The organism is Halalkalibacter okhensis (genome assembly GCF_000787375.1).
Lineage (GTDB): Bacteria > Bacillota > Bacilli > Bacillales > Bacillaceae_D > Halalkalibacter > Halalkalibacter okhensis.
Map to the genome: position 1 here is coordinate 58,477 of NZ_JRJU01000002.1, position 21,824 is coordinate 80,300.

At 34.3% G+C, this 21,824-nt stretch carries 11 protein-coding genes and 1 pseudogene; all 12 read right to left on the bottom strand.

Translation table 11 applies throughout. From position 1 onward, the window contains the following. On the bottom strand, positions 1-5,205 hold the full coding sequence (gene dptH / locus LQ50_RS02055; protein WP_034625581.1) for a DNA phosphorothioation-dependent restriction protein DptH: 5,205 nt from the start codon (positions 5,203-5,205) through the stop codon (positions 1-3). Further along, positions 5,186-6,598, bottom strand: coding sequence for a DNA phosphorothioation-dependent restriction protein DptG (gene dptG, locus LQ50_RS02060; protein ID WP_034625583.1), 1,413 nt, complete (start codon positions 6,596-6,598; stop codon positions 5,186-5,188). Before dptG ends, dptH begins: the two co-directional genes overlap by 20 nt. A gap of 6 nt (positions 6,599-6,604) precedes the next feature. Continuing rightward, positions 6,605-8,962: a DNA phosphorothioation-dependent restriction protein DptF gene (gene dptF / locus LQ50_RS02065; protein ID WP_034625586.1), complete on the bottom strand. Its 2,358-nt coding sequence runs from the start codon at positions 8,960-8,962 to the stop codon at positions 6,605-6,607. A gap of 446 nt (positions 8,963-9,408) precedes the next feature. Beyond that, positions 9,409-10,554, bottom strand: a complete 1,146-nt coding sequence (locus LQ50_RS02070) for an IS91 family transposase (protein ID WP_034625589.1) — start codon at positions 10,552-10,554, stop codon at positions 9,409-9,411. Next, positions 10,551-11,420 carry a tyrosine-type recombinase/integrase gene (locus LQ50_RS02075; RefSeq protein ID WP_034625592.1) on the bottom strand — a complete coding sequence of 290 codons (870 nt, stop codon included), beginning with the start codon at positions 11,418-11,420 and terminating at the stop codon, positions 10,551-10,553. Before LQ50_RS02075 ends, LQ50_RS02070 begins: the two co-directional genes overlap by 4 nt. A gap of 466 nt (positions 11,421-11,886) precedes the next feature. Then, positions 11,887-13,350, bottom strand: a pseudogene (locus tag LQ50_RS02080) (IS1182 family transposase); the annotation flags it as partial. Between the two features lie 213 nt (positions 13,351-13,563). Then, a complete protein-coding gene (locus LQ50_RS02085) occupies positions 13,564-14,721 on the bottom strand; it encodes a glycoside hydrolase family 172 protein (RefSeq protein ID WP_034625595.1) in 1,158 nt (385 codons plus the stop codon). A 23-nt stretch (positions 14,722-14,744) separates the two neighbouring features. Beyond that, positions 14,745-15,581, bottom strand: coding sequence for a carbohydrate ABC transporter permease (locus LQ50_RS02090; RefSeq protein WP_034625597.1), 837 nt, complete (start codon positions 15,579-15,581; stop codon positions 14,745-14,747). Between the two features lie 18 nt (positions 15,582-15,599). After that, positions 15,600-16,352, bottom strand: coding sequence for a carbohydrate ABC transporter permease (locus tag LQ50_RS02095; RefSeq protein WP_202595336.1), 753 nt, complete (start codon positions 16,350-16,352; stop codon positions 15,600-15,602). 227 nt (positions 16,353-16,579) lie between these two features. Next, positions 16,580-17,842: a sugar ABC transporter substrate-binding protein gene (locus LQ50_RS02100; protein ID WP_052144532.1), complete on the bottom strand. Its 1,263-nt coding sequence runs from the start codon at positions 17,840-17,842 to the stop codon at positions 16,580-16,582. A gap of 264 nt (positions 17,843-18,106) precedes the next feature. Next, the gene (locus LQ50_RS02105; protein WP_034625602.1) at positions 18,107-19,699 is read right to left on the bottom strand and encodes a response regulator; all 1,593 of its coding nucleotides are present in this window, start codon (positions 19,697-19,699) and stop codon (positions 18,107-18,109) included. Between the two features lie 17 nt (positions 19,700-19,716). Continuing rightward, positions 19,717-21,546: a sensor histidine kinase gene (locus LQ50_RS02110; protein WP_034625605.1), complete on the bottom strand. Its 1,830-nt coding sequence runs from the start codon at positions 21,544-21,546 to the stop codon at positions 19,717-19,719. Positions 21,547-21,824: the final 278 nt, after the last annotated feature.

Here is a 21,824-nt window from a genome sequence, read left to right on the forward strand (position 1 = left end):
TTAGGACCTATTAATTCGTTTTCCAAGAGGGCTTATATTTACAACATTCACATTTGGTTTAGTAAGTTCACCATTATGTTCCAGTGGACCATGGACAATACACTGTCCTTTCCTCAATGATGAGAGTTTTTTCTCCCAATAGCCCCTTTCCGTTTTGTCCTGCGCTATGCTATGAGCTATAGTAGATACTTCCTGCTCTGGTGGAGCGAAATATACCTTCTGGGAAGAATTCTGCAGTCTAGCTAATTCTGCAGATTCTAACTGAGACCTTAAGAATTGAGTTGCATACCACGCAGACCAACCAAATTTTCTGCCCTCTGTTAGTATTCTCGCTGAAGGTGAAAATTCACGGTGATCCAGGTTTTGTGCTTCATCAAGAATAACTGGTAGAGGTTTATTTTTGCTTCCATGTCTTACAGAATGATTCCATAGATCCCACAAAATAAATTCAGTTATTATCAGCTGAACATCTCTAGGATAACCCGTTAACTGAATAACGTACACTTGGCCTTCACTATTAATAATTTGCTCCCAGTCAATTGTCGCAAAATCTTGTGCATTAAAAGGATTTCTATCAATTAATGGCCTAATCTGTGACAATGCCGACGTGGCATATGTACTCCCTAGCTCTTCAAGCTCAGAAGCAAGCAACTTTAACGACATTTCATCTTCATATTTTCTGATACCGTTTTGAGTTGCTTCATAAATAGCGTTTAGCTGTTGGATACCGAGTGTGGAATATACTGCACCAAATACACTTTTAATTCTCTCAGCTATATCAGTATCATTTTCGGCAATTTCCAACCCACCGATATTCCGAGTGTTCTTCCTAAATGGGTTTATTGGCAATTGCTCATTATATACTATTTTCTGGATTAACTTATCTCCTAAATAATCAACAAACTCCGGTTCTAATTGGTTAGGTAGGAATCCTTCAGTATAGTCTACAATAATATTTGAAATACCCTGCTTCGCCTGCTCCAACAGAAGACACTGCATGAAATACGTCTTCCCCTGGCCTGACTTACCGGAAATTAGTAAGTGTCGGTTAGCTAATTGAGGATGGCCGAACTCCCAATATACTTCTTTATTAGAGTTTTCCACCTCTCCAATTAGGATACGTACGTCTTCAAGAGCAACCTTTTTATTTGTTGGTTCAACTAGAGCTGTGGGTGGTTCTTGCTCACCTGTATGGCCAGGCGGCACAAATCTTGTAGAATCATTATTAAGAGATGTTGCCCCTGCTGGATACTCTTCCTTACCAGTACCAACTCCCCTATTAGCATTCTTATTCGCAGTGTCTTCAACCTTATATACATTCCCTATTAATATTTCTTGTCTAAAGTCTGTTTTACCTTCAATCATTCTTTCAGTTAATAACTGTACTGAGTCAATTATCCCTCTGTATCCATCTTCTTCTGCAAGATAAAGTATTGTTACGTCGTCTTCTACTTCAGACTTTTTTACATAACGGTCTTTTTCAAAGGAAACTATTGCTCCCCTACCAATAAATTCTGCTAAATCATCAGTAATCTCGTAATCGTCTTTTAGAAGCTTTGCTTTTACGCTATCAGCTATATTATATTCTTTTTCAGGCCATAATCCACTTTGATAAATCTTGCTTGCATTAGCAATAGTGAGTTGAACAAAAAAGTTTCTGTAAAACTGATTAGTAAATATAACTTTACCGTCGTCGTTATACTTTCGTAACTCTTCATCAAATAACTTTTTAGTTTGATCAACTTGCTTTTTAGCCTTTTCAATCACTTGAGAATTATTGATTCCAATCTTCACCTCAATAGGATAAAAATGAACTTTAATGCCATCACTCGCTGTTTCAAGTCCGATTAATAGTAAATCATCACTATGTGCGCCTGAAATCCCTAAATTTTTTGCTGTAAAAATGCCATTTTTCCTATCTAAGCCAACTGCACCAGCAACTCGCAATATTTCTTCTAATGAAATAGGTACCCACAAAATATCTTTGTGATCAAAGTAAGCCAGAGTATTTTTTATTGCTGAAATAATACTTAGCTTCTCACGGGAAAAGTGTCCTTTGCTACCGATAATTCTTAACAGCCACTCTCCATTAAAGGCATTGAACGCCTTGATAGTAGAAACAACATCTTCTTCCGTTACCACAAGATCAAAATCTGCATTCATTAAGTATTCCTTAATAGCTGTATTATACTGCCTTGATTTATCTGTTACAGTGATTGCATCGTATCTGCTTGAAGAAGAATACTGGTCACTGTAATGAATTACTACAAGATTTCTATTATACTCCTGAAAAAATGCCAAATCTACGCTTGGGTCCACAAAAGTGACCCAGTATGAAGAAGCAAAGATCTTATTCAATGTTTCTTCATCATCTGTGGTAGTTCTTGATGAAATTGATTCTTCAGGTCGGTAAGTATCATTACCTTTATTTCTTACATTTGCAGCCAATTCATTAGTATAGTATGTTGTGTCAAGCAATATATCTCCATGTTCAAAATCATAAGCTTTTGTACCAAAACCATTTCTGTAATGGTCGTCAACTTTCATGGATGGCACTGAAGCTACTAGGCCGTTAAGGGAAATTCCTGTTGCCATTTCATCCATATGCTGAAGGGCATCGTCTTCCTGGCTCTGCATTTTATAGAAAGAAACATGTGCATAACGGTAAGGTTCGTCAAGACTATGCTTATAGTAAAATAAAGATTCTCTGATAAAACGTAATAAATCATGTTCATCATACTTTTTGGAACTCAATCTTACATTAAAGTATTCACTGACTTTTTCAGGATCCTTGAGTCTAGAAAATATATCGAAGGAACTTTCCGAGTTTTTTAAGTAGAGCGAAACTTCTATTGGTTTTAAAGATTCTGCTCCTTTTCTTTCAATTCTGTTGACTATCCAGAGTAATATACCTCTTAATACTTCACGGTCATTACTGATATTAACAACATTCACTTTAAATGATGCTTTGGATTTTTCTGCAAATAAGTAGCTAAAGTGTTCTTCAAACTGCTTCAATTTATCTTCTGTTACTCTTGCAAGATAAGTTGAAGCATCAGCTACCGTAACTTCATTTACTGTTTTAAATTTGACCCATTCTTTTATCGGCTGATCGGAGTCAGGCTTAAATAAGTCCCCGTTGTTATCGTAAATATATGGAACCAATGCATCAGGATTTAATCTGTTTAATATACTTTGATCTACCTCTTCTTTTCCAAGCATATCATTGACTTTCAATTGATATGCTATAACAAGTGGATGGAATGGTGTGAAATAGATTCCATCTGCAGTTTTTTGAGTGCCAAGAAGCATAAGATCTGTCCTAGCTTTCCATGAATGAGGTTCGTTTTTCAATCTTCTAATCTCATTAATAAATGTTTGAATATATTCAACCGCAATAGTCTTCATATCGTCACTTACGTAACAGAGGCTCGGTATCAAACCTTTACTTGTAAAATAGTTCCTGAATCTGCTGAATGCTTCTTTTAGATCCTCATTAATTGTTAATTCAACTTCACTAAGTTCATCTGCATCCACACGTGCAGCCATTAAATCTTTATTAACCCACTCTTTTTCCCAGGCAAAAAAAGCAGTATATTCAGCATGTGTATAAAATTCCCGGTTTCCAATCACCAGACGGTTACTTTGAATGAGCTGAAAATTGTCTTGTAGCTCACGCTTCATACGCCAGATTCTTACAGCTCTAATTGGGGTCGTTTCTGGCAGTTCATTCTTTAGTAAGATTGGCAATATAACCTGTGTAATTATTAAATTTATAATTAATTGATCCTTTTCATTAAAAGCATCTGCTTGTGGCTGGATGGTTACTGCTTCATTTTCATCAAGTGTGAGTGTCGAATTATTAGTGGTTATTTCATGTGTACGGTCCTCCTTGCCAAAACCCAATTTTAATTCTTCTACCTCCGAGTTCAATTCTAAACGAGCATCTTTTACATTCACAACATATTTAGTTTTAATATCCCCTAAATACTCAGGACCGAAAGGTACCACTACTATATGAAATTCACAGCCTAATGAGGATTTTTTTTCATGTTTATAAGAAACTCTTGAAAAAGTAGGTTTTTTATGATCAGGCCTAATAGTTATAGTAAGATTTTTCCTCCCTGCCGAAGCTGCCACATTGCTTTTAGAGTAATTCGGTATACTTATAAATTCATTATCAAGGTTCTTAATTGTTTTACCAGAGATTTCAAACTTTGCACTTAAAGTAAACTCATCTTTCTTTTCATTATTAAAAATAATGATTTGTCTCTTTCGATATCCTGTTGAGTTTTCTCTGAGAGGCCGATCCCAATATTGCATATTAGGAATTTTAAGATCTTCCAGTTTAACCTTAGCATTTTTATTCTCATCTTCCTTTTCTTCGGCGTAATTATATACTTTAGTAAAAGGAGTCTCTACCCAATTGTCTTTCTTTAATTCACTAACACCATTTTGAGAAAACTTCTTCTCAAGATCCTGTTCTGCTGTTCCAAAATCATGTACTCTTTGTACATATTCAAAAAGCTCATGATTTTCTTTTAATCTGTTTTTCAATTTCTTCCCTGTATAAGTATGAAGATCATAATCTTTGAACAGACCAAATTTCTGATAATCATTATCCTTAATAGAACCTTTTGATAGTACAGAAAAGATTTCTTCAAAATCAAGGAGTGCAACCTGATTAATAACCTGTTCTTCCATAAGTCTTTCCAAGTTTTCAAACAAAATCGTCTGATCTACTTTTTTTAGTTCACTGTTTTCAATATCAGAACGTAGGTTGTTAAAAAGAGATTGTGGGTGAAGCGGCATACCCTCTTTTTGCAGGTCGCTACTTCCTCCCTGAATACTGTCAAGCTGTTCTGAAACTAAACTAATAAGGGCTGTGCCTTCCCAATCACCTTTCTGGTCACCTACTTCGTTTCTCAGTGTAACAAGAAAATCTGGAGTAACATTTTCAGCAGTTGAAGCTACAACTAAATCTACATTATTAACTGTCACTGCAAATGTTTCATAAACTGCGCCAAATTCATGCTGATATGTAAACTTCTTCACACCATTCACCGTCTGTAAACTGTCAATCAGAGCTTTTAATTCTTCTTTTTGTTCGAGCTGTATAAAATACCTGTCTCCAGGATTAATCCCTTCTTCTTTAAAGAACCCGATTAACAACTCTGATACGTATTTATAAAATTGGTTTGACATATTGAGCATCACCACTATCACTTTTCTTTTCGATAAAGTTTAAATTATCAAGAAGCTCGACTACTTCTTTTTGTGAATTAAGGTCCAATGTAATACCACGCTTATTAAATTCCTCAAAAAGCTGTTTTAAAAGAATTCTTTCTTCACCAACTGCTAGTGCAGTTATCATCAAGAGGAAATCCTGGTTAATATTCAAAGTATAACCCAGACTACCCCGAAATTTTAAAAACTCGCCAGAAGCAGCATCTTCAATTAGTCTTCCATAATTTTTACACACTTCCGAACTCATGCCTTTTTTTAATAGTTGGTAAAGCATAGTAAACGCTTCACTGTGTGTCTCTGCTATATGAGTTAAAGGTATTTCTTTAGTGTCTGCATAATACTTAATCCATATATTCGCATCATGAATAAATTTTTTTCTCTCTTCTTCTGAACAAGAATTTAGTAACTCATCTAGTTCAGAGTAAGTCATGAACTTTTTATCCTTATTTACCATGATATGGCTGTAATATGCCTGTGTATACATGTGAGGAAATACATGTTCAGCACGGTCCCGTAATCCTTTGAAACTTAACGGGTCAGAAAATGCTTTCCTTCTCTTATTTAAGCTTTCCCATTCAAGTGTGTAGTATAAAGGGTTAACCACGGAATAGTCTGCATTATTAAATAAATTAAACTTGAAAGCTAATTGTGATACGTATACGAAGTAATAATGGTTCAATAATGTTTGTAAATGATCAATAAAGAAATCTTTATGTTTACTTATTAATAAGAAATCCTTCATAAATAGATTCTTCACACTTGGTAGCAGTGCCTGGTAATATTTCTTTTGATTAGCTTCCTTTAAAAAATTTAGATGGTCTAATATTAGTGAGACAAGAATATCTTCACTTTCATCCTTGTTAAATACAGCGGATACTTCACTTGCATTATCGCCTACAAGGACGTCCTTTAAAAAAGTACCCACCTTTTTCTCTAAGTTGCCTTTCTTTTTCTCAGACAAAGGATAGTACATAAAGATATGAGGATGAATAGCTTTTATAGCTTTTATATCCTTTTCATTTGTAAAAAGTAGTGTTTGCAACAGCCTTTCAAGATCATGTCTGTCATCCTCTGACTGAAACTTAACATTCGATGTCATCTTTTTTATTATTGACCCTTCATCTCCTCCATAACTTGCTGTTGGTTCCTTAATTAATAAAGGGTCATTTTCATTTTCTAGGGCTTGTTTTGAAACCTGCCTTGTAAATTCTCCAAGCACAGTTTTAAATTCACCCTTTAATAGTATCTTTGCTTCGTTAGCAGCGAAAGGAAGGACGGAATTGATTTCACCTGTTTTATGTTGGTTTTTTATTAGTTCTTTAAGTGTATCTATATCTAGTCTATAATCCATACAGTTTTACTCCCTTTCGAACACATACCCACTAAAATCATTTTTAGATAATTTGTACATTTTTTTCTCACCTGGTATATGAATAAGCAATTCTTCTTTGTGGTTACCGAACTTCATTACGCGATCAATAAACTCAACAAACTGAATTGCGTCTTCCTCATCTTTTTTATTTGGACAATATCCGCTGATAACATTTAATAATAATTTATAAAGTGTAAAATCAACATCTAAATACGTAGCATCCTTAACATTGCCACCATGGTATGCGAGAGTAATCGTCTGCTTAAAGCTGTACAATGTATCTTCATGTCTTTCCTGAATGTGATTAATACTGGCTCTGAGAGGAAGAGCCTGTGCAACTTTAAATTTCTCTCCACCTTCCCCTAAGTATATATAGTTTCTTTTAGGGCTGCCTTTCCATCTAAATACGGCTTCTTTTACTTGATTATAAAAATCCTGAATAGGCTCTTGAGTCTTTTTATTAAAGTGGTAAAGATAATGCAAATAATGTTTATAAGATTTAGGCGTGATTTTATGGTTTAATTCAGTTGAAGTTAAAAAGCCGGATCTAATCAGCATGCTTGAGAATTCCTCTTCTGAGGAACTGGTAAAAGTTTCTCCTCTTTCCCGAAGGTCTTCATGAAGATGAATAAACTTTTTAAGCCATTTATCGGCTATTTTTTCATCTATCAAGTCGTCGACAATTGAACCCCAATCTTGAATTGTATTTAAATCTATAAGAATTTGGTCAGTCTCTGGTACCCTTCTATTCACTGGGTCAAGTTCACTCATTACTTTTAAAATATATGAGCGTTCTTTACGTGTGAAGAGTAAATTCGGAGTTGTATTATTTAGCTTTTGCATAGGATTCCATTCAATATCATTTGTCTCTCTGTATCCTTCAGGGATGATACAGTCAGCGATGAAATTGAATAAAGCCCTTGCAGAGATCACAAGTTTATTCTCAACAATTGTCTGAATGATAAGCTGTATAACATGATATTGTACGGTCTCATTCATCATAAATCGGAAGTTTTCATGGATTACCCTGTTCATTTTTCGTTCTTCATCCTGCTTGTAAGCTAGATAGAAAGGATTTTCACAATTCTCATTGAATACTTTCTTAAAAACAGCAGACAAGAATTCTGATGTAGGAACTTCTTCTGTTAATTCAAATGATTGATAATCACTGAAACTGAGAATGTGGAACTCCTCATCACTGTACTTAGTTGTAACTGAATGGCCAAAAATATCACTTCTATAAATAAATTCTTTTAGTTTATTAAAAGATCTTTCTTTGTGTTCAGATTCAATAAAATTATTCAATACTCCTAAATTGATAGCGAGTATAATCCGGTCACTACTGCTCTCAATTTCATCATCAGAAAAAGCCGTAAGATGTTCGGAAAGTGTCTCAATTGCACTCTTTTCTGGGTTGAAACTTTCTGTAGCATCATTATATAGACGGTAACCTTCAATAAGCTCTGGTTTATTCTGTTTGATATAGGAAAGTAAATGGGACTTACCGTCTCCAACACTTCCACATAAAAGTACTAATGATGGGCCATTCTTATTAGACTGTTCCTCTAATATGGATTCTAAATCTTTTTGAATTTTTCTCTCCACATGCATATACTTTTTAAATTTACTAAACGCTTCAGGGCTCTCTACTGCTTCTTGAGATGATTCCTGAAGCTTCTTGAGCTCTTTGAGTAGGTAACTCTTACCTTCAGGCAGAACAATTTCTAATACATCCAGGGTTTCACCAGTTGATTCTTCATTTTTAGAAACTTTGTCTACATTTTCAGTTTCAATCTCTGTTTCTGTAGGGCGCGTAAGGACAGGTTCTTTAGGTTGTGCCCCACCAGTCCCGTGAATTGCAGTTAAAATTTGATTAATTAAATCCTGATCTACCTTAGCTGTATTTGGGGTAAGGTTTGGTGGATTTGGATTTCGATACTTTGGAACCTCAATCGTCTGATCTGAATAAACCTCTATGTACCAAACCGCGACACGATATATACCTTTAAACACTTTTATTGCATCTTCTATGTCATCAAAACTTGCTTTATGGGCTGCTTGGTTTCCAATACTCCTCACAGTATCCATGTTCTGTTTCACTTCTCTGGTGAGGATTCCCTGCCGATCAAGGTATATTATTTTTTCATATAATTTGTTTAAAAAAACATCATCTATTCTTTCTTTTCTAATAACATCATCAACAATGGACTCTAAAACAAGACGTCCATTAAAGCATGCAGATTGTGGATCCTCATATATTAATTTCTCAAGTTTAAGACCATTTTGTGAAGCCTCTTGATTCAAAGGCTCAAGGAATTCGAATAAAAACTTCGTATCTGACACACTTTTCAACTCCTTTCATTAAAACGTATACCCTTATATTTATATTAATTCTAACACATTAATTTTTCGCATCCTATTATTTACAATTTAATTTTAATTCATTACTTTTTTATGGGCGCAAGGGGACGGTTCTAACAGGGGACAATCGGAAGTTTTGCGCGAAAGAAGGCACAACTAGCGGATTTTATCTGCTCGTTGTGCCTTCATCTATCTATATACTTACAATTATACGCAAAATTTTTGATTGCCCCAGAAGAATGAAGTCGCGATACTCCGCACTCCATCCCTTGGGGATTCAATCTTTTGATCCTTCTCTTGGTCTTTGTATTTGTTCTTATGTAGTCACTTATTTGAATGATCCCCTCTCTAAATAGTTGGGTTTGGATAGAGCTACCCCCTCCCCACTGAAGAGGCTTTTTTTAAACCTATATTTAATTCAGACTTAATCAAGAGGAATCCTCTTGTCTTTTCTTTAGATGTGCTTTTTTACAAGCTGGACATTGTGTCATATCTTTTCCTAAAAGAATCGAAAGGACTTCTGTTGTATTTAGACCTTCAAACTTAGATTCATAGTGTGGACTTCTTGTAAGTTTTCTACACAGACTCAACTTTGTTTTTCGATTTCTATTTGCTAAAATTCCGTAATGTCTAATTTTCACAAATCCCTTCGGGAGGACATGCATTAAGAATCGTCTTATAAATTCAAGGCTTTCCATTGTCACTGTTGTTTTTTGATTGTTGTTCTTATAATCTTTTACACCAAGGGTGACGGTACTATTTGCTACATCTACGGATTTTATCCTCTGATTGGAGATCGCAATACGATGGGTATAGCGACCAAGATATTTCATCACAGCTAAAGGACCTTGGAATGTTTTCTTGGTATAACTGTACCAATCAAGGCTATAACACTCATTTACTAGCTTTCTAAACTCGTTGGCATCGTTATAGTGTTGTGTATCATTTAGAAATATAAGGCGATTTTGTTTATAGTATTCCTTTAAGTAATACAGATACTTTCCTCGAAATTTTTTGGAAAGTACTTTAACAGGAATAAAGAACTTTTTACTCATTTTTCGCCACTTATTATCTTTAGTTAATCCCCCGGCTAACACAACAGTATGAATGTGGGGATGATAGTATAAGTTCTGTCCCCAGGTATGAAGAACAGAGAAAAAGCCAATTTGTGCCCCTAAATACTTTTTATCAGCTGCTAGCTCTGTTAAGGTTTCGGCAACGGCTTTGTACATTAGATCATAAAGCAATCTTTGATTATGATAAATGATTCTATGCAATTGCTTAGGCATCGTAAATACTACGTGGAAATAAGGGGCATTGAGAACATCTTTATTTCTTTTATCAATCCAAACTTCCTTCGTCACTCCTTGGCAAGTCGGACAATGACGATTGCGGCAGGAGTGATACCTGACAACAGAGTGTCCGCATCCATCACAGTCATAGGTGTGTTGACCTAATTCCTTCGTTTTACAATAAATAATATTTTCTGCAGCTTTCGTTTGTTGATAGGTCGGCCGATAAGTATCTAGATACTCCGTGAAATACCCGCGAAATATGTTTTGGATGGCACTCATGCTTTTGAGCTTCCTTGAGAGTCCAAAGGACTTTTTATTCCCATCATCCCTTTCGATGTCATGTGTAGATACTTGGATGTGGTTTCAAGCCTTTTGTGACCTAACATTTGCTGGATATAGATTAGTTCAATGCCATCTTCTAATGCATGTGTGGAAAAACAATGTCTCAAGGTGTGGGCTGAGATTCTTGAGTCCATCTCTAATTTCTCTCTCAGCTTAAGAACGGTGTTCTTGATCGTCTTTACATTAATATGATTTTCTTTGCTTTGGCCTGGAAACAGCCAGTCATCTCGGGTGTAAGCAGTATTCGAGAAATAAGTTTTAAAGTAACTCCTTAGAACTAGAAGCGCAGTATCTGATAAAATGGTATATCGATCCGTACTGTGTTTTGCTTCTTCCACTCGAATACGCATGCTTTTACTACAGATATCTCCAATTTTTAATTTGGCCACTTCACTAACTCGCAAACCACTGCTATAAAGTAAGGTTAAGATAGCTTTATGCTTCAAGTTGTCTGTTGCGTTTAAAAGAGTCAGTACATCTTCTTTCGGAGGGATGACAGGAATTTTGGTTTTACGTTTCATCCTTGGTACCTTTTTGATGTTCCATTCTTTTTCTAAGGCATAGGTATAGAAGAATCTAACGCTTGAGATATAATTATTAATCGTTCCTGCAGAGAGACCACGTTCTCTTTTAAGGTAGAGAATAAATTGTTGAACATTTTCTAAGGTCATCTCTTCAACAGGAAGGTTACGTTCCATATAGGTTAAAAAAAACTTCATCCGTCGCCAATACGACTCTCTAGTAGACTCTGGTGAATTTTTTAGTTCAAAATACAAATCTATAATTTCTTTATAATGCTCCATAAAAAGTTCCTCCATTAATGAATTGGTTAATTGTTTTGCAATCTAATTTAATCCAAAAATAAAGGAGGAGGAGCACGTATTATGTAAAATAAAAACAGGTGAATCTTTGGTTGTGTCCATGTTATAATTTCCATTAGAAAAAGTATGCCTTTCTTTTATTGGTTTTGTTTTGGTTTGGCGATTAAAACAATACCATAAAAAGAGCATACTTTTCTTTTTTTTATACTTTTTCAAGGGATGGTTAGGCTCTTGCCATCGCTGAGCGATTTCGTTCTTCTCGCGCTTCCTTCTATAAGCGAAACAAAAGAAGCAAGAGATCCGTCCGAGACCGGTGAAAAAGTACCGTTTATAATTAGCCAATTTCTCATTCAGTGCAAAATTTAAGTTCAAAACTTAAAATCCAATGAGTTTTTTAGTGATTCTAACTCTGAAGGGGGAAAACCTTACGGTTTTCTCCTTTCTCTTAAGATACCATCGCTGCTATTCTTTTTATATTGACCGCTATTGCAGTCAATTTAGATTGTTTAGACACACTTAATAGACCATACCCCCTAGCACGAGATAGGCCATGAAACCTTTTGAGCTCCGCATTCTTCCCTTCAATAGAAGCTCTTTTTTTATACTTTTCTAGAAACTCCTCGGTTTTTTGATACTGAGAAATTTCATAAAACTCTGTTGTATTTTTGCCTACTGTAAGGATTCTTCTAGCCCTTTTTTGGGTACACTCGTCCCTTAGTGGACATTCCTTACATTGTTTTAGTTCAAAATAATATTTATAACCTTCTCTTACACCATCCTTACGATTAGATTTATAATATTTCTTGTCCACAGTGGTGTTTCCTTGAATGCATTGCCACTCATCTGAATCTTTGTTATATGTATACTGACTTTCATCTATTCTATACACTAACGAACTAACTGGTATAAAAGCTTTTGCTTCTGTCTCTTTTATATCATCTAATATAGACTTCCTAAAATAAGCCTTATCACCATAGACTTCGTCAACCTTAATTCCGGTCTTATTTGTTTCTGCAAGCATTTCCTTAGCATAGTTTCCATCCATATAGGAACCACTAGCAGTTCTAACAGAAGTAATAATGCGTTCATCAGTTGTCATGACAAATTCCGTTTTAAATCCAAAGAAATCTTGCGATTTACTTTTGCGTCCAACTCTAGCATCCTCATCTATAATGGAACGTATTCCTTTTTGGTTTATAAACTTCGGATCCTCTAAAACTTGTTTAGCTTTTGCGACTGCTTTATGAGTATTATCATCTTTATTGTCAGACTGTTTTTCTGCTTCATCTATGACTGTTTCTAAATAGTTTTTCATAACCTTTTTCGCTTCGCGGTGATCTTTAATTTCTTGGTACTCTGGTACTGTAGGTATATTCTCTAACTCTTGTCCAGTTTCTTCTGTATATGATTGAATAATTCCTCGCGCAAGGTGTTTCATTAACCTCTCAGGAGTTTTCTTCTTTGTATTAGCTTCAATATGAGTTGCGTCTATACTCACACTTTTCCCTTTAAGAATACCTTTCTCAACACATTGTTTTACTATTTCTATGATAATTTCATCTAAAGTAGATTCTCCTAAACGTTGTGTTCTAAATTTTGATAGAAGACTTTTATTAGGAAGAGTGTCTTCGGGGTTGATGCCAAGAAAGTACATAAAAGTAAGGTTGAAGCTTGCTTCTTCCCTAACTTTTTCGTCTGATAAATCATATAAATATTGAAGGAAAAGAAGCTTACACATTAATTCTGGTTCCTTAGCGGGGCGTCCGAATTCTTTACAATATGTATCTTCTAATAACCGATTGATAAAGCTGAAATCTACTACTTTTGAAATTTTCTTAAGCATATGATTCTCAGGAATTTTATTGTATAATACAGAGTGAAAACTTAATTGCATTGGCTCTTGTCGAAGCATAAGAAAAACCTCCTAATGGTTGGTGTTTGGTCACACTTATTATACCATTTCGGAGGTTTTTTTCTGTTTTAATCGGAAGGATTAATTAATTTATGATACTAATTCCTAATTCAGAGAATAAAAGAATTATTTATCGACTTTTTCACCGGTCTCGATCCGTCCCCTTGCTTCTACATAGTTCTACTTTTCAGTTATATCTAGAGCTTTTGACTTCTATAACGACCGATAAAACTGTCTCACACTTTCACGTTCTGATATTGGTAATCTTTTAGTTACTGGTAACATTTCTGGAAACTTTTTATGTGGTTCGCGTTGATACCAATAAGCAACCGACGAATAATCATTTGATTGAGAGTTTCCATGGCCATGTTCAATACTGAACAATAGTGACTTATCAAAAATAATTGGGTCAACGATGTGGAAACGATATTGTGTGATTTTACCTGAATAATCGTTAAATGAAATCGTATTTTCATCCTTCCAAGTGTCTCCATGACTACGTAATGGGGCATAAAGAGAGATTCCATGATATGGACTATCATATTTTCCTGAAGGGTAACCCCAAGCAGCACAGAAGTAATCCTCCGTTCCAGTACCATGCAATCGAGGTGGCCAAGGTTCACCATCAATAAAAAACATGTCATCACCTTCACCTGGCCAACTAAAACCTGGCATAGGGTTCAAATGATCAATACTTAAATTACATCCAACATAATGTCCTTCCCCTTCAGCATCAAGGATGACGTAATTTTCTTCGCCTGTTAAATTGGCGATTTCATATACTTTCCTACTTGCAAAATGAGGATCATTCTGTTTATCATGTTCTAGTCTTAAAGCTTCTAAGTCTACCAATCCCTTGGTAGGATTTTCTCTTCTCCATGAAGCATGAAAGTAATAACTATCCTCTGAAACAGGACATTCCACATAATCTACGTAAAAGTAAAGAATAATGTCTTTATCCCCTTCATTTACCACTTGCATTCTAGCTGCCTTTTGAAAAGGCATCTCAAAAAAGCTATTCAATGCTGCCTTATCTTCAATTACTCCCTGAGTCGTGATCATATTTAAAGGGGCTGACACATAGTGACAAGCAACACCATGACCTACTCCAAAGAAATCACCAATTGGTGAATCAATACTAGGCTCACTCTCATGATCCCAATAAGCTTTTAATAATACCTTTCGAAAATAATACTTTTCTTCTGATGCGATTGTCATCCAAATATGTTTAATAATCCCTGAACCTTCAATATCAGCTATTACAAAACTAGTGCCTGCTGGAATAATTACTCTATCACTATTTTTACCAGTTTGATCCCAACTTGAAACTCTTTTCGACTTTCCGTCTTTTTTAAGGTAAAGATTATTCATAATATAACCTCCAAAAATTCTAATTATTGTTTCACTCCACCTTGCGTAATTCCTTCCATTATATTTTTCTCAAAAATTAATACGAAGAGAATTACTGGGAAGATAATAAACCAACCCATTGCACTGATTAAATCCCATGGAACTTGAAAGCTACTTTCTCTTGGCACTGTAGTAATACCTACACTTAATACCCGGATGTTCTGACTAAAGAATAACGGAGTAAAAAATTCATTAAGAGCTAATATAAAATTAATTATTGAAATCGTAGCAATTGCCGGTTTCATCAGTGGAAAGTAAATCTTAAATAAAACTTGAAAGAAATTTGCCCCATCAAGGTATGCCGCTTCTTCCATTGACATTGGAATTTGCTTCACGAAATTGTACAAAATCAAAACGGAAAACGGAAGCAATAAACTTGTATATAAAATAGTGAGACCAAGGTACGTATCAACTAAGTTCACTGATCTCATAAAGTCATAAAGTGGCCTTGCAGTTATAACTGGTGGAATCAGCGCGGAAAATAATAAAAGTCTAAACGACCAAGATACACTTTTAAAATATTCATATCTAGCAAATGCATAAGCTGCCATAGTTCCTAAAATAATCGTTGCTATTAATGATAAAATGGTAATCACAAGCGTATTGAATATCATTTCACCCATCTGTAACTCTACAAATAGGTTCAAGTAGTTTTGAATTGTTGCATTACTCGGAAAATAATTAATTGGTGTTGAGAATAGTTGATTCTTTGGTGTAACGGAAGAAATAAAGATCCAATATAATGGAAATAAAACAATGAAAGATATAATTAATGTTAACGTCCATCTTGTAATAAACCTTGCTACTCTGTGAGTTTGCATCGTACTTTCCCCCCTTACCTAATACTGAAATCTCTTAATTAATAATAGATTTACAATACTAAATGCAACCATCATAAAGAATAATAAAAGAGCAAGTGCTGATGCATAACCAATGTTAAGATTTGTAAATGCTTCAATAGCTATTCGATATGCTAGTAAACTGGTCGAATCACCTGGTCCCCCTGACGTCATTGCATAAACTAGGTCGTACATGGTTATACGCCACATCGTAAAAAAGATACATAAAGTTAACAATGTTGGAGTAATTAAAGGTAAAGTGATTTTGAAAAAAGTACTTACCGCTCCTGCTCCATCTATTTTGGCTGACTCATATACTTCATCAGGAATAAATTGCAAACCAGCCAACACTAAAAATGCAAAGAAAGGTATATCCTTCCATAAGTCAACAAGAATTACGGCTAATTGTGCTGACCAAGGATAGATTAACCAGTCAAAATGGAATTCAGGATTAAACCTTCTAATAAAATCATTTATTAGTCCATAATCGTCGTTAAACGCCCACTTTGCAGCCATTCCTGTAACAACCATCGGCATAGCCCAGGGAATAAGAGTAATTGTCCTTAATAGTTTTTTTCCTTTGAACTTTATATTAAGTAACATAGCTAAAAAAATGCCTAAAATTACATGAAATACCATCGAAGTAACCGTAAAGATAAGTGTAAAATTGATCGATGCTTTTACTTTTGGATCTGAAAAAATATCAACGAAGTTTTGTAAACCAATAAATACAGGTTCAGCCCGACTAAACATATTGATATCGAAAAAACTATTTATAAAAGTGACGACAAGAGGATAAACAATTGTGAAACCCCTTATAAACAAAGCTGGAAAAATTAAGAACCAAGCGATTTTCCATTTGAACGACATACCAGATGTCTGGGTATTTTTTTCCTCGGTGTCCTTAAGCGGATAGAAGTATTACTCATTTTCCCCACCCTCCTTTTTAGCGGAGAGGGAAATTCCCTCTCCTTTAAAAACTACTGAGCAAGACGTTCGATTTCTTGTTGAGCCTCAGCAACGGCTTCTTCTAAAGTCAATTCATCTGTAATATATCTTTGGAATATCCCTCCAATACCACTGACAAATTCCATTGATTGAGGAACAAGAGGTCTTCCACGAAGTTCACTATCCTCAATATATTGTTTGATACTTTCTAATCCTTGTGCTTCAAAGTTAGGGTCGTTGATTACATCTAGTCGTGCCGGTAATCTTCCAGACATTTCACTATACGCTTCCTGGCCTTCTGGACTAGCTAAATATTCTAATACTTTGATTGCGTCAACTTTTTTCTCTGAAGATGCATTTAATACATGGTGCCAAGAAGCAATGTAGGCATCATTTGTTTCAAATGTTGGCATAGGTACAATATCTAATTTATCTGGGCCATACATACCAGCCTCTTCAAAAGTGGGAATAGCTCCTGAATACATAAATAGCATCCCATATCGCCCATCAATAAATTTCTGAATCATTGGATCATAAATATCTGCTAACTGAGCAACTGGAGTAACTTCATATTCATGCGCTAAGTCATACATAAATTGAAGTGCTTCCTGGGTCTTTGGATTTTCCCAATCGAAATAATCACCACCAAATAAGTTAATAAAAGTTCCAATTTCATTAAATACATAAGTACGTTCCCAAGCACCGCCATAACCAAAAGTGTTCCCACTCGTCACAGCATGTGCATACTCTAAAAATTCATCTTTATTTGTAGGAATACCCATATTATTCTCAGCTAATAATTCATGATTGACCCAAAAGGCGAGAACTTCCAAATAACTAGGAACTGAGTAAATGCTGCCTTCATAAGAAGGGATATCCTCGATGTACTGTTCAGCAAAATTATTAACTATATCGTCAGTCATTACATTGGATTCTAATGGTTCTAAAAATCCTGCTCTTGAAAATGCTGTAATTAATTCGTCGTTAACATGAAATAAATCTACACTGCTATCACCTGATGAAAGAGTTGTTGTCATTCTTGCTACCATATCATCAGGATTAGAAGGACTCACAACAACATCAAGTGTTACACCTGTAGCACTCTCTACTTTCTCCTGAAACTGATCCCACCCAGGTCTTGTTGAATCATTCGTCATAAGCGTTATCGAACCATCTGATGTATCACCACTTGTTTCAGCATTGTTAGTTTGCGGTTCCGAATTATTAGGAACACCTGTACAACCAACTAGCACTAAAAGAAAAAACGCCGTTAATAAAAGACCTAACTTTTTCATATTAACCTCCCCTTTTTTGAAGCGCTTCCATTTGTTTTTTTGGATATCCATACACAGAGTATAAGATTAATAAGACTAAAAACAAATACGATTTTTCTTCTTTTTATTTATAAAATTTCTAGATGTTAGAAAATAGAAATGAGGCTGTCTCATAACAAGATTCGGACCCCTATCACACCATACACTGTGTGCTCTATTGTAAAGAAAGTACATATACTGCACCTCTCGATCGGGTCAGATCCTTATGAGACAACCTCTTAACTCTTACAAAGGGACATTATTATTTCTAATTTCTGATGGCGTAAGGTTATAATATTTTTTAAATGAAGCACTAAAATAATACTGATTAGTGTAACCAACCTTTTCACTAATATCCTTAATTTTCAAAGTAGTATTATGAAGGAGTTCTTGCGCTTTTTCCATTCTAACTTCCAGGATATACTTTGATATACTTGTTGATTTATATTTCTTAAATACCGAACCCAAATAAGATAAGTTTAAATTAACATGTTCAGCAATACTACTCACACTTAAATCTTGAAGGTGGTAATTACTGTGAATATATTCGATAACAAGTTCCGAAAGTTGTCTGTGATAGATATCTACCGATTCTTGAAGCCCCTCGCAAATCCATATACATATTTCAGATAAATGATTACAAATTTGTTCTGTTGACGTATAATCATTTAACTGTAGGATTAACTGATTCACGCGCCCTAAGATATTTTTATCTTCAATGTCAACGTCATATGTAAACTTCATAAGCCTGGCAAGTATCAGATGCACATAAGAACTAATGGCTAATTTGGAATAATTATTTTCTGCCCATTTCATTTCTAACTTATTAAAAAAACTATAAATATTACCCGGACTTCTAGATGACACCAATTTAATTAGAAGGTCTTCGTCTTCTTTTGTGTTTATTAATGGTGAAGAATGTTCTTTTTTCATATCACTAATATCAAAAATAATTTGTTCGCCAAATAAAAATTTCCTTTCTAAGGCTTCCTCTGCATTTTGGTATGATTTTGCAAGATCCCAAACTCTATCTACCATACTTCCAATACCAATAGTTAATTTAAAGTTTTCATTAAACAAGCGGCTATAACACTCTTGGAATTCTTCATGTAATAAGTGTTTATTGAATTTAGTGGTTGAACCTAGAATTAAAATGATTCTATTACCACTTGTACAATAATAAAACAGATATTTATCCCGCAAATATTTCTTAATATTTTGGATCGCATTTAAACTCCATATATGATACCGCTCCACTCCGAATTCATTTATTATTTCTTCCACATTATTTAAGCCAATAACTGTACATAGATAAAAGTTTTCATCTAAGGTTATATTCAAATATTTCCCCTGTTCAAGTAAAAAATGTTGCCCGTAATCTGGAGTAGAATGTATTAAATCCAATAAATACTTTTGAATTAAATCGAAGCGATTCTTCTTCAAATCATCAATTATCTTTCTGTCGTCCTTAACCCTTTGTAATGTCTTCTCAATTACCTCCAATAAATAAGAATAATTTATAGGTTTTTCTACATAATCGCAAACATCTAATCTTATTGCTTCTTTTACATATTCAAACTCGCTATAAGCACTAATAAATATAACCTTCACATGTGTTTGAATATCTATAGCCAACTTTGCAAAGTCAATTCCATTCAAGTCTGGCATATTCACATCAGAGATTATTAAATCAATGTCTCTTTTCTGCAACATTGCAAGGGCATCATTACCATTAGAAAATATATCTAAAACAGTAGCATTGACACTTTCCCAATCTATACTCTCCCTAATTCCTTCAGCTGTTGTAATATTATCATCTACGATAATTACTTTTTGCATCTAAATTCACCCATTCTTTATAAACTTTCGATAAAATCATCAGATAACATTTGCTCAAATTTAATCGTTACTGTTGTACCTATTCCTTCTTTGCTAGAAAGATACAGCCCTTGCTCGCGTTGAGAGTACATTTGTATTCTCATATTTACATTGCATAAACCAAAATGTTCTTTGGTTTTTGTTGAATTATTTCTTAAAATACCTTCAATTTCTGCAAGCTTATTTTGAGTTATACCTATTCCATTGTCTTCCACTATAATAATTATTTCGTCTTCCTCAAATTGACAAACAATGTTTAATAACAACTTTCTTTTTGAACTCGATAGTCCGTGTTTGATTGCATTTTCTACGACTGGTTGTAATGTAAACTTTGGTATTAAAAAATTTTCGATAGACTCGTCCAAGAAAAACTCCCATGAAAATGAACCTTTCTTACTAATACTTTCAATCTCTAAAAATAATGTAGTGATTTCAATTTCGTCGCGGATCGTAATTAATTCGTCTCCCTTTTTTAATATGAGTTTATAAAATCTAGCTAATTTTGAAATCATTAATTCTGCATCTTCAATTCTTCCAAGTTGTTGACATGTTTTTATCGAGTCCAAAATGTTATATAAAAAATGGGGGTTAATTTTTAGTTGTTGCAACTGGTACTTCATCTTCTCTTCTTTTTTGCTCATGTCTAAAATATGTTCAAAATCCAGATTGATTTTGTTTATCATACCATTAAATATATCAACCAATTGATCAAACTCGTCTTTATATGGTTTTTCCATGCTCTTTATATTAGCAATTTTCTTTGAGTTCCCTTTAAAGTTAACTTTAGTTAATGATTGAGCTAAATCCATTACTTTTCTACTAAGGTTTTTGGAAATAAATAAGCTACTAATAATAGCTGCTATAATAACTAATAATACTGTTACAAGTAAGATGTTGATTAATATATTTGAGTTACTCATTATATATTTTTTTGGAACTTCAGCCACAGTGAACCAATTTGTAACACTATTATAAGAAGTTATGTAGTAATTCCCCCGCTCTTCAAATATCACTCCATTATTGTTTTTAATTTGAGTCATAATTACTTCATCTAGCGTATCCTGTTCAAAGGTCGAATCAGTATGAACAAGAACTTTCCCTTCTTGATTTACAATTAATCTAGAAACCGAATCATCAGGAATGCTTTCAAATAGGAGAGTCGTTATTTCGTCTACAGGTATATCAACAAAAAATACATAGTCTAAAGATTCACTATCTTTGTTTTTAAAGGAATTATAAACAGAAATATAATCTTGAGGCCTTCTTGAATTATGAATAACAAATGGCTCTTTAACTTCCAAAAATAGTTCCCATTGTATTTGGTTACTTACAGGAACGATCTCATCGATTGAGATCCCTCTTTGATCAAGGTTGGAAAATTTAAAGAAAGTAATTCCTTCGCTACTAAACAAAAATTTATCGTGAGTATACACACTTATACTCGCAAACTCGAACGTATTCTGTAAATTAGATATGTTGTTTCGAATGTTACTGTATCTTTCTAGCTGTTCACTAGTGGAATTCGTAGGTTGGAGAATGAGCATATACAAATAATACTTTACAACACTAGAAGCATTCTCCATCTGGTTGAATCTACTTTCCAGCGATGAATTTAATTGACTATTTGTGTATGATACAGATTCTAATATTCTCTCTTTTGATATATTGAATGAAAGAATAAATGATAAAGACCCAACGATAAGAATTGGAATTACGGAAATAATCAAAAAGTTTACTATAAGCTTATTGTGGAACTTAGATAAGAGCCTTCCCAGAAATAAGCATGCCCCGTTTCGTATCTTATTCAAGGTCCCTTCCCCCTATTGTTGTTAGTAAATACCTATCTTGGAATTTTAGCGAATACTTCTTTCCTTACACTTCTTCAACAAATATACCTATTACCCTGTAGATTATTTATTAGTTGTAATTATTATATAACAATATAGAAAGTATGTAGCTTTTCTGGAAGTGAAATTAATTGAGCCTATAGAAATACAGGACTCCCCTACCATTTCACCAAATTATGATTTAACCTTCTCCCTTAACCATTTCCTTCATCAATTATTTCACCTTAATAAGCAAACAC

Coding starts and splice junctions, on each gene's coding strand:
- LQ50_RS02085 (WP_034625595.1), bottom strand. CDS start 14,721: ATGAATAATCTTTACCTTAAAAAAGACGGAAAGTCGAAAAGAGTTTCA.
- LQ50_RS02105 (WP_034625602.1), bottom strand. CDS start 19,699: ATGCAAAAAGTAATTATCGTAGATGATAATATTACAACAGCTGAAGGA.
- LQ50_RS02100 (WP_052144532.1), bottom strand. CDS start 17,842: ATGAAAAAGTTAGGTCTTTTATTAACGGCGTTTTTTCTTTTAGTGCTA.
- LQ50_RS02095 (WP_202595336.1), bottom strand. CDS start 16,352: ATGTTTAGTCGGGCTGAACCTGTATTTATTGGTTTACAAAACTTCGTT.
- LQ50_RS02070 (WP_034625589.1), bottom strand. CDS start 10,554: ATGAGTGCCATCCAAAACATATTTCGCGGGTATTTCACGGAGTATCTA.
- dptH (WP_034625581.1), bottom strand. CDS start 5,205: ATGTCAAACCAATTTTATAAATACGTATCAGAGTTGTTAATCGGGTTC.
- dptG (WP_034625583.1), bottom strand. CDS start 6,598: ATGGATTATAGACTAGATATAGATACACTTAAAGAACTAATAAAAAAC.
- LQ50_RS02090 (WP_034625597.1), bottom strand. CDS start 15,581: ATGCAAACTCACAGAGTAGCAAGGTTTATTACAAGATGGACGTTAACA.
- LQ50_RS02075 (WP_034625592.1), bottom strand. CDS start 11,420: ATGGAGCATTATAAAGAAATTATAGATTTGTATTTTGAACTAAAAAAT.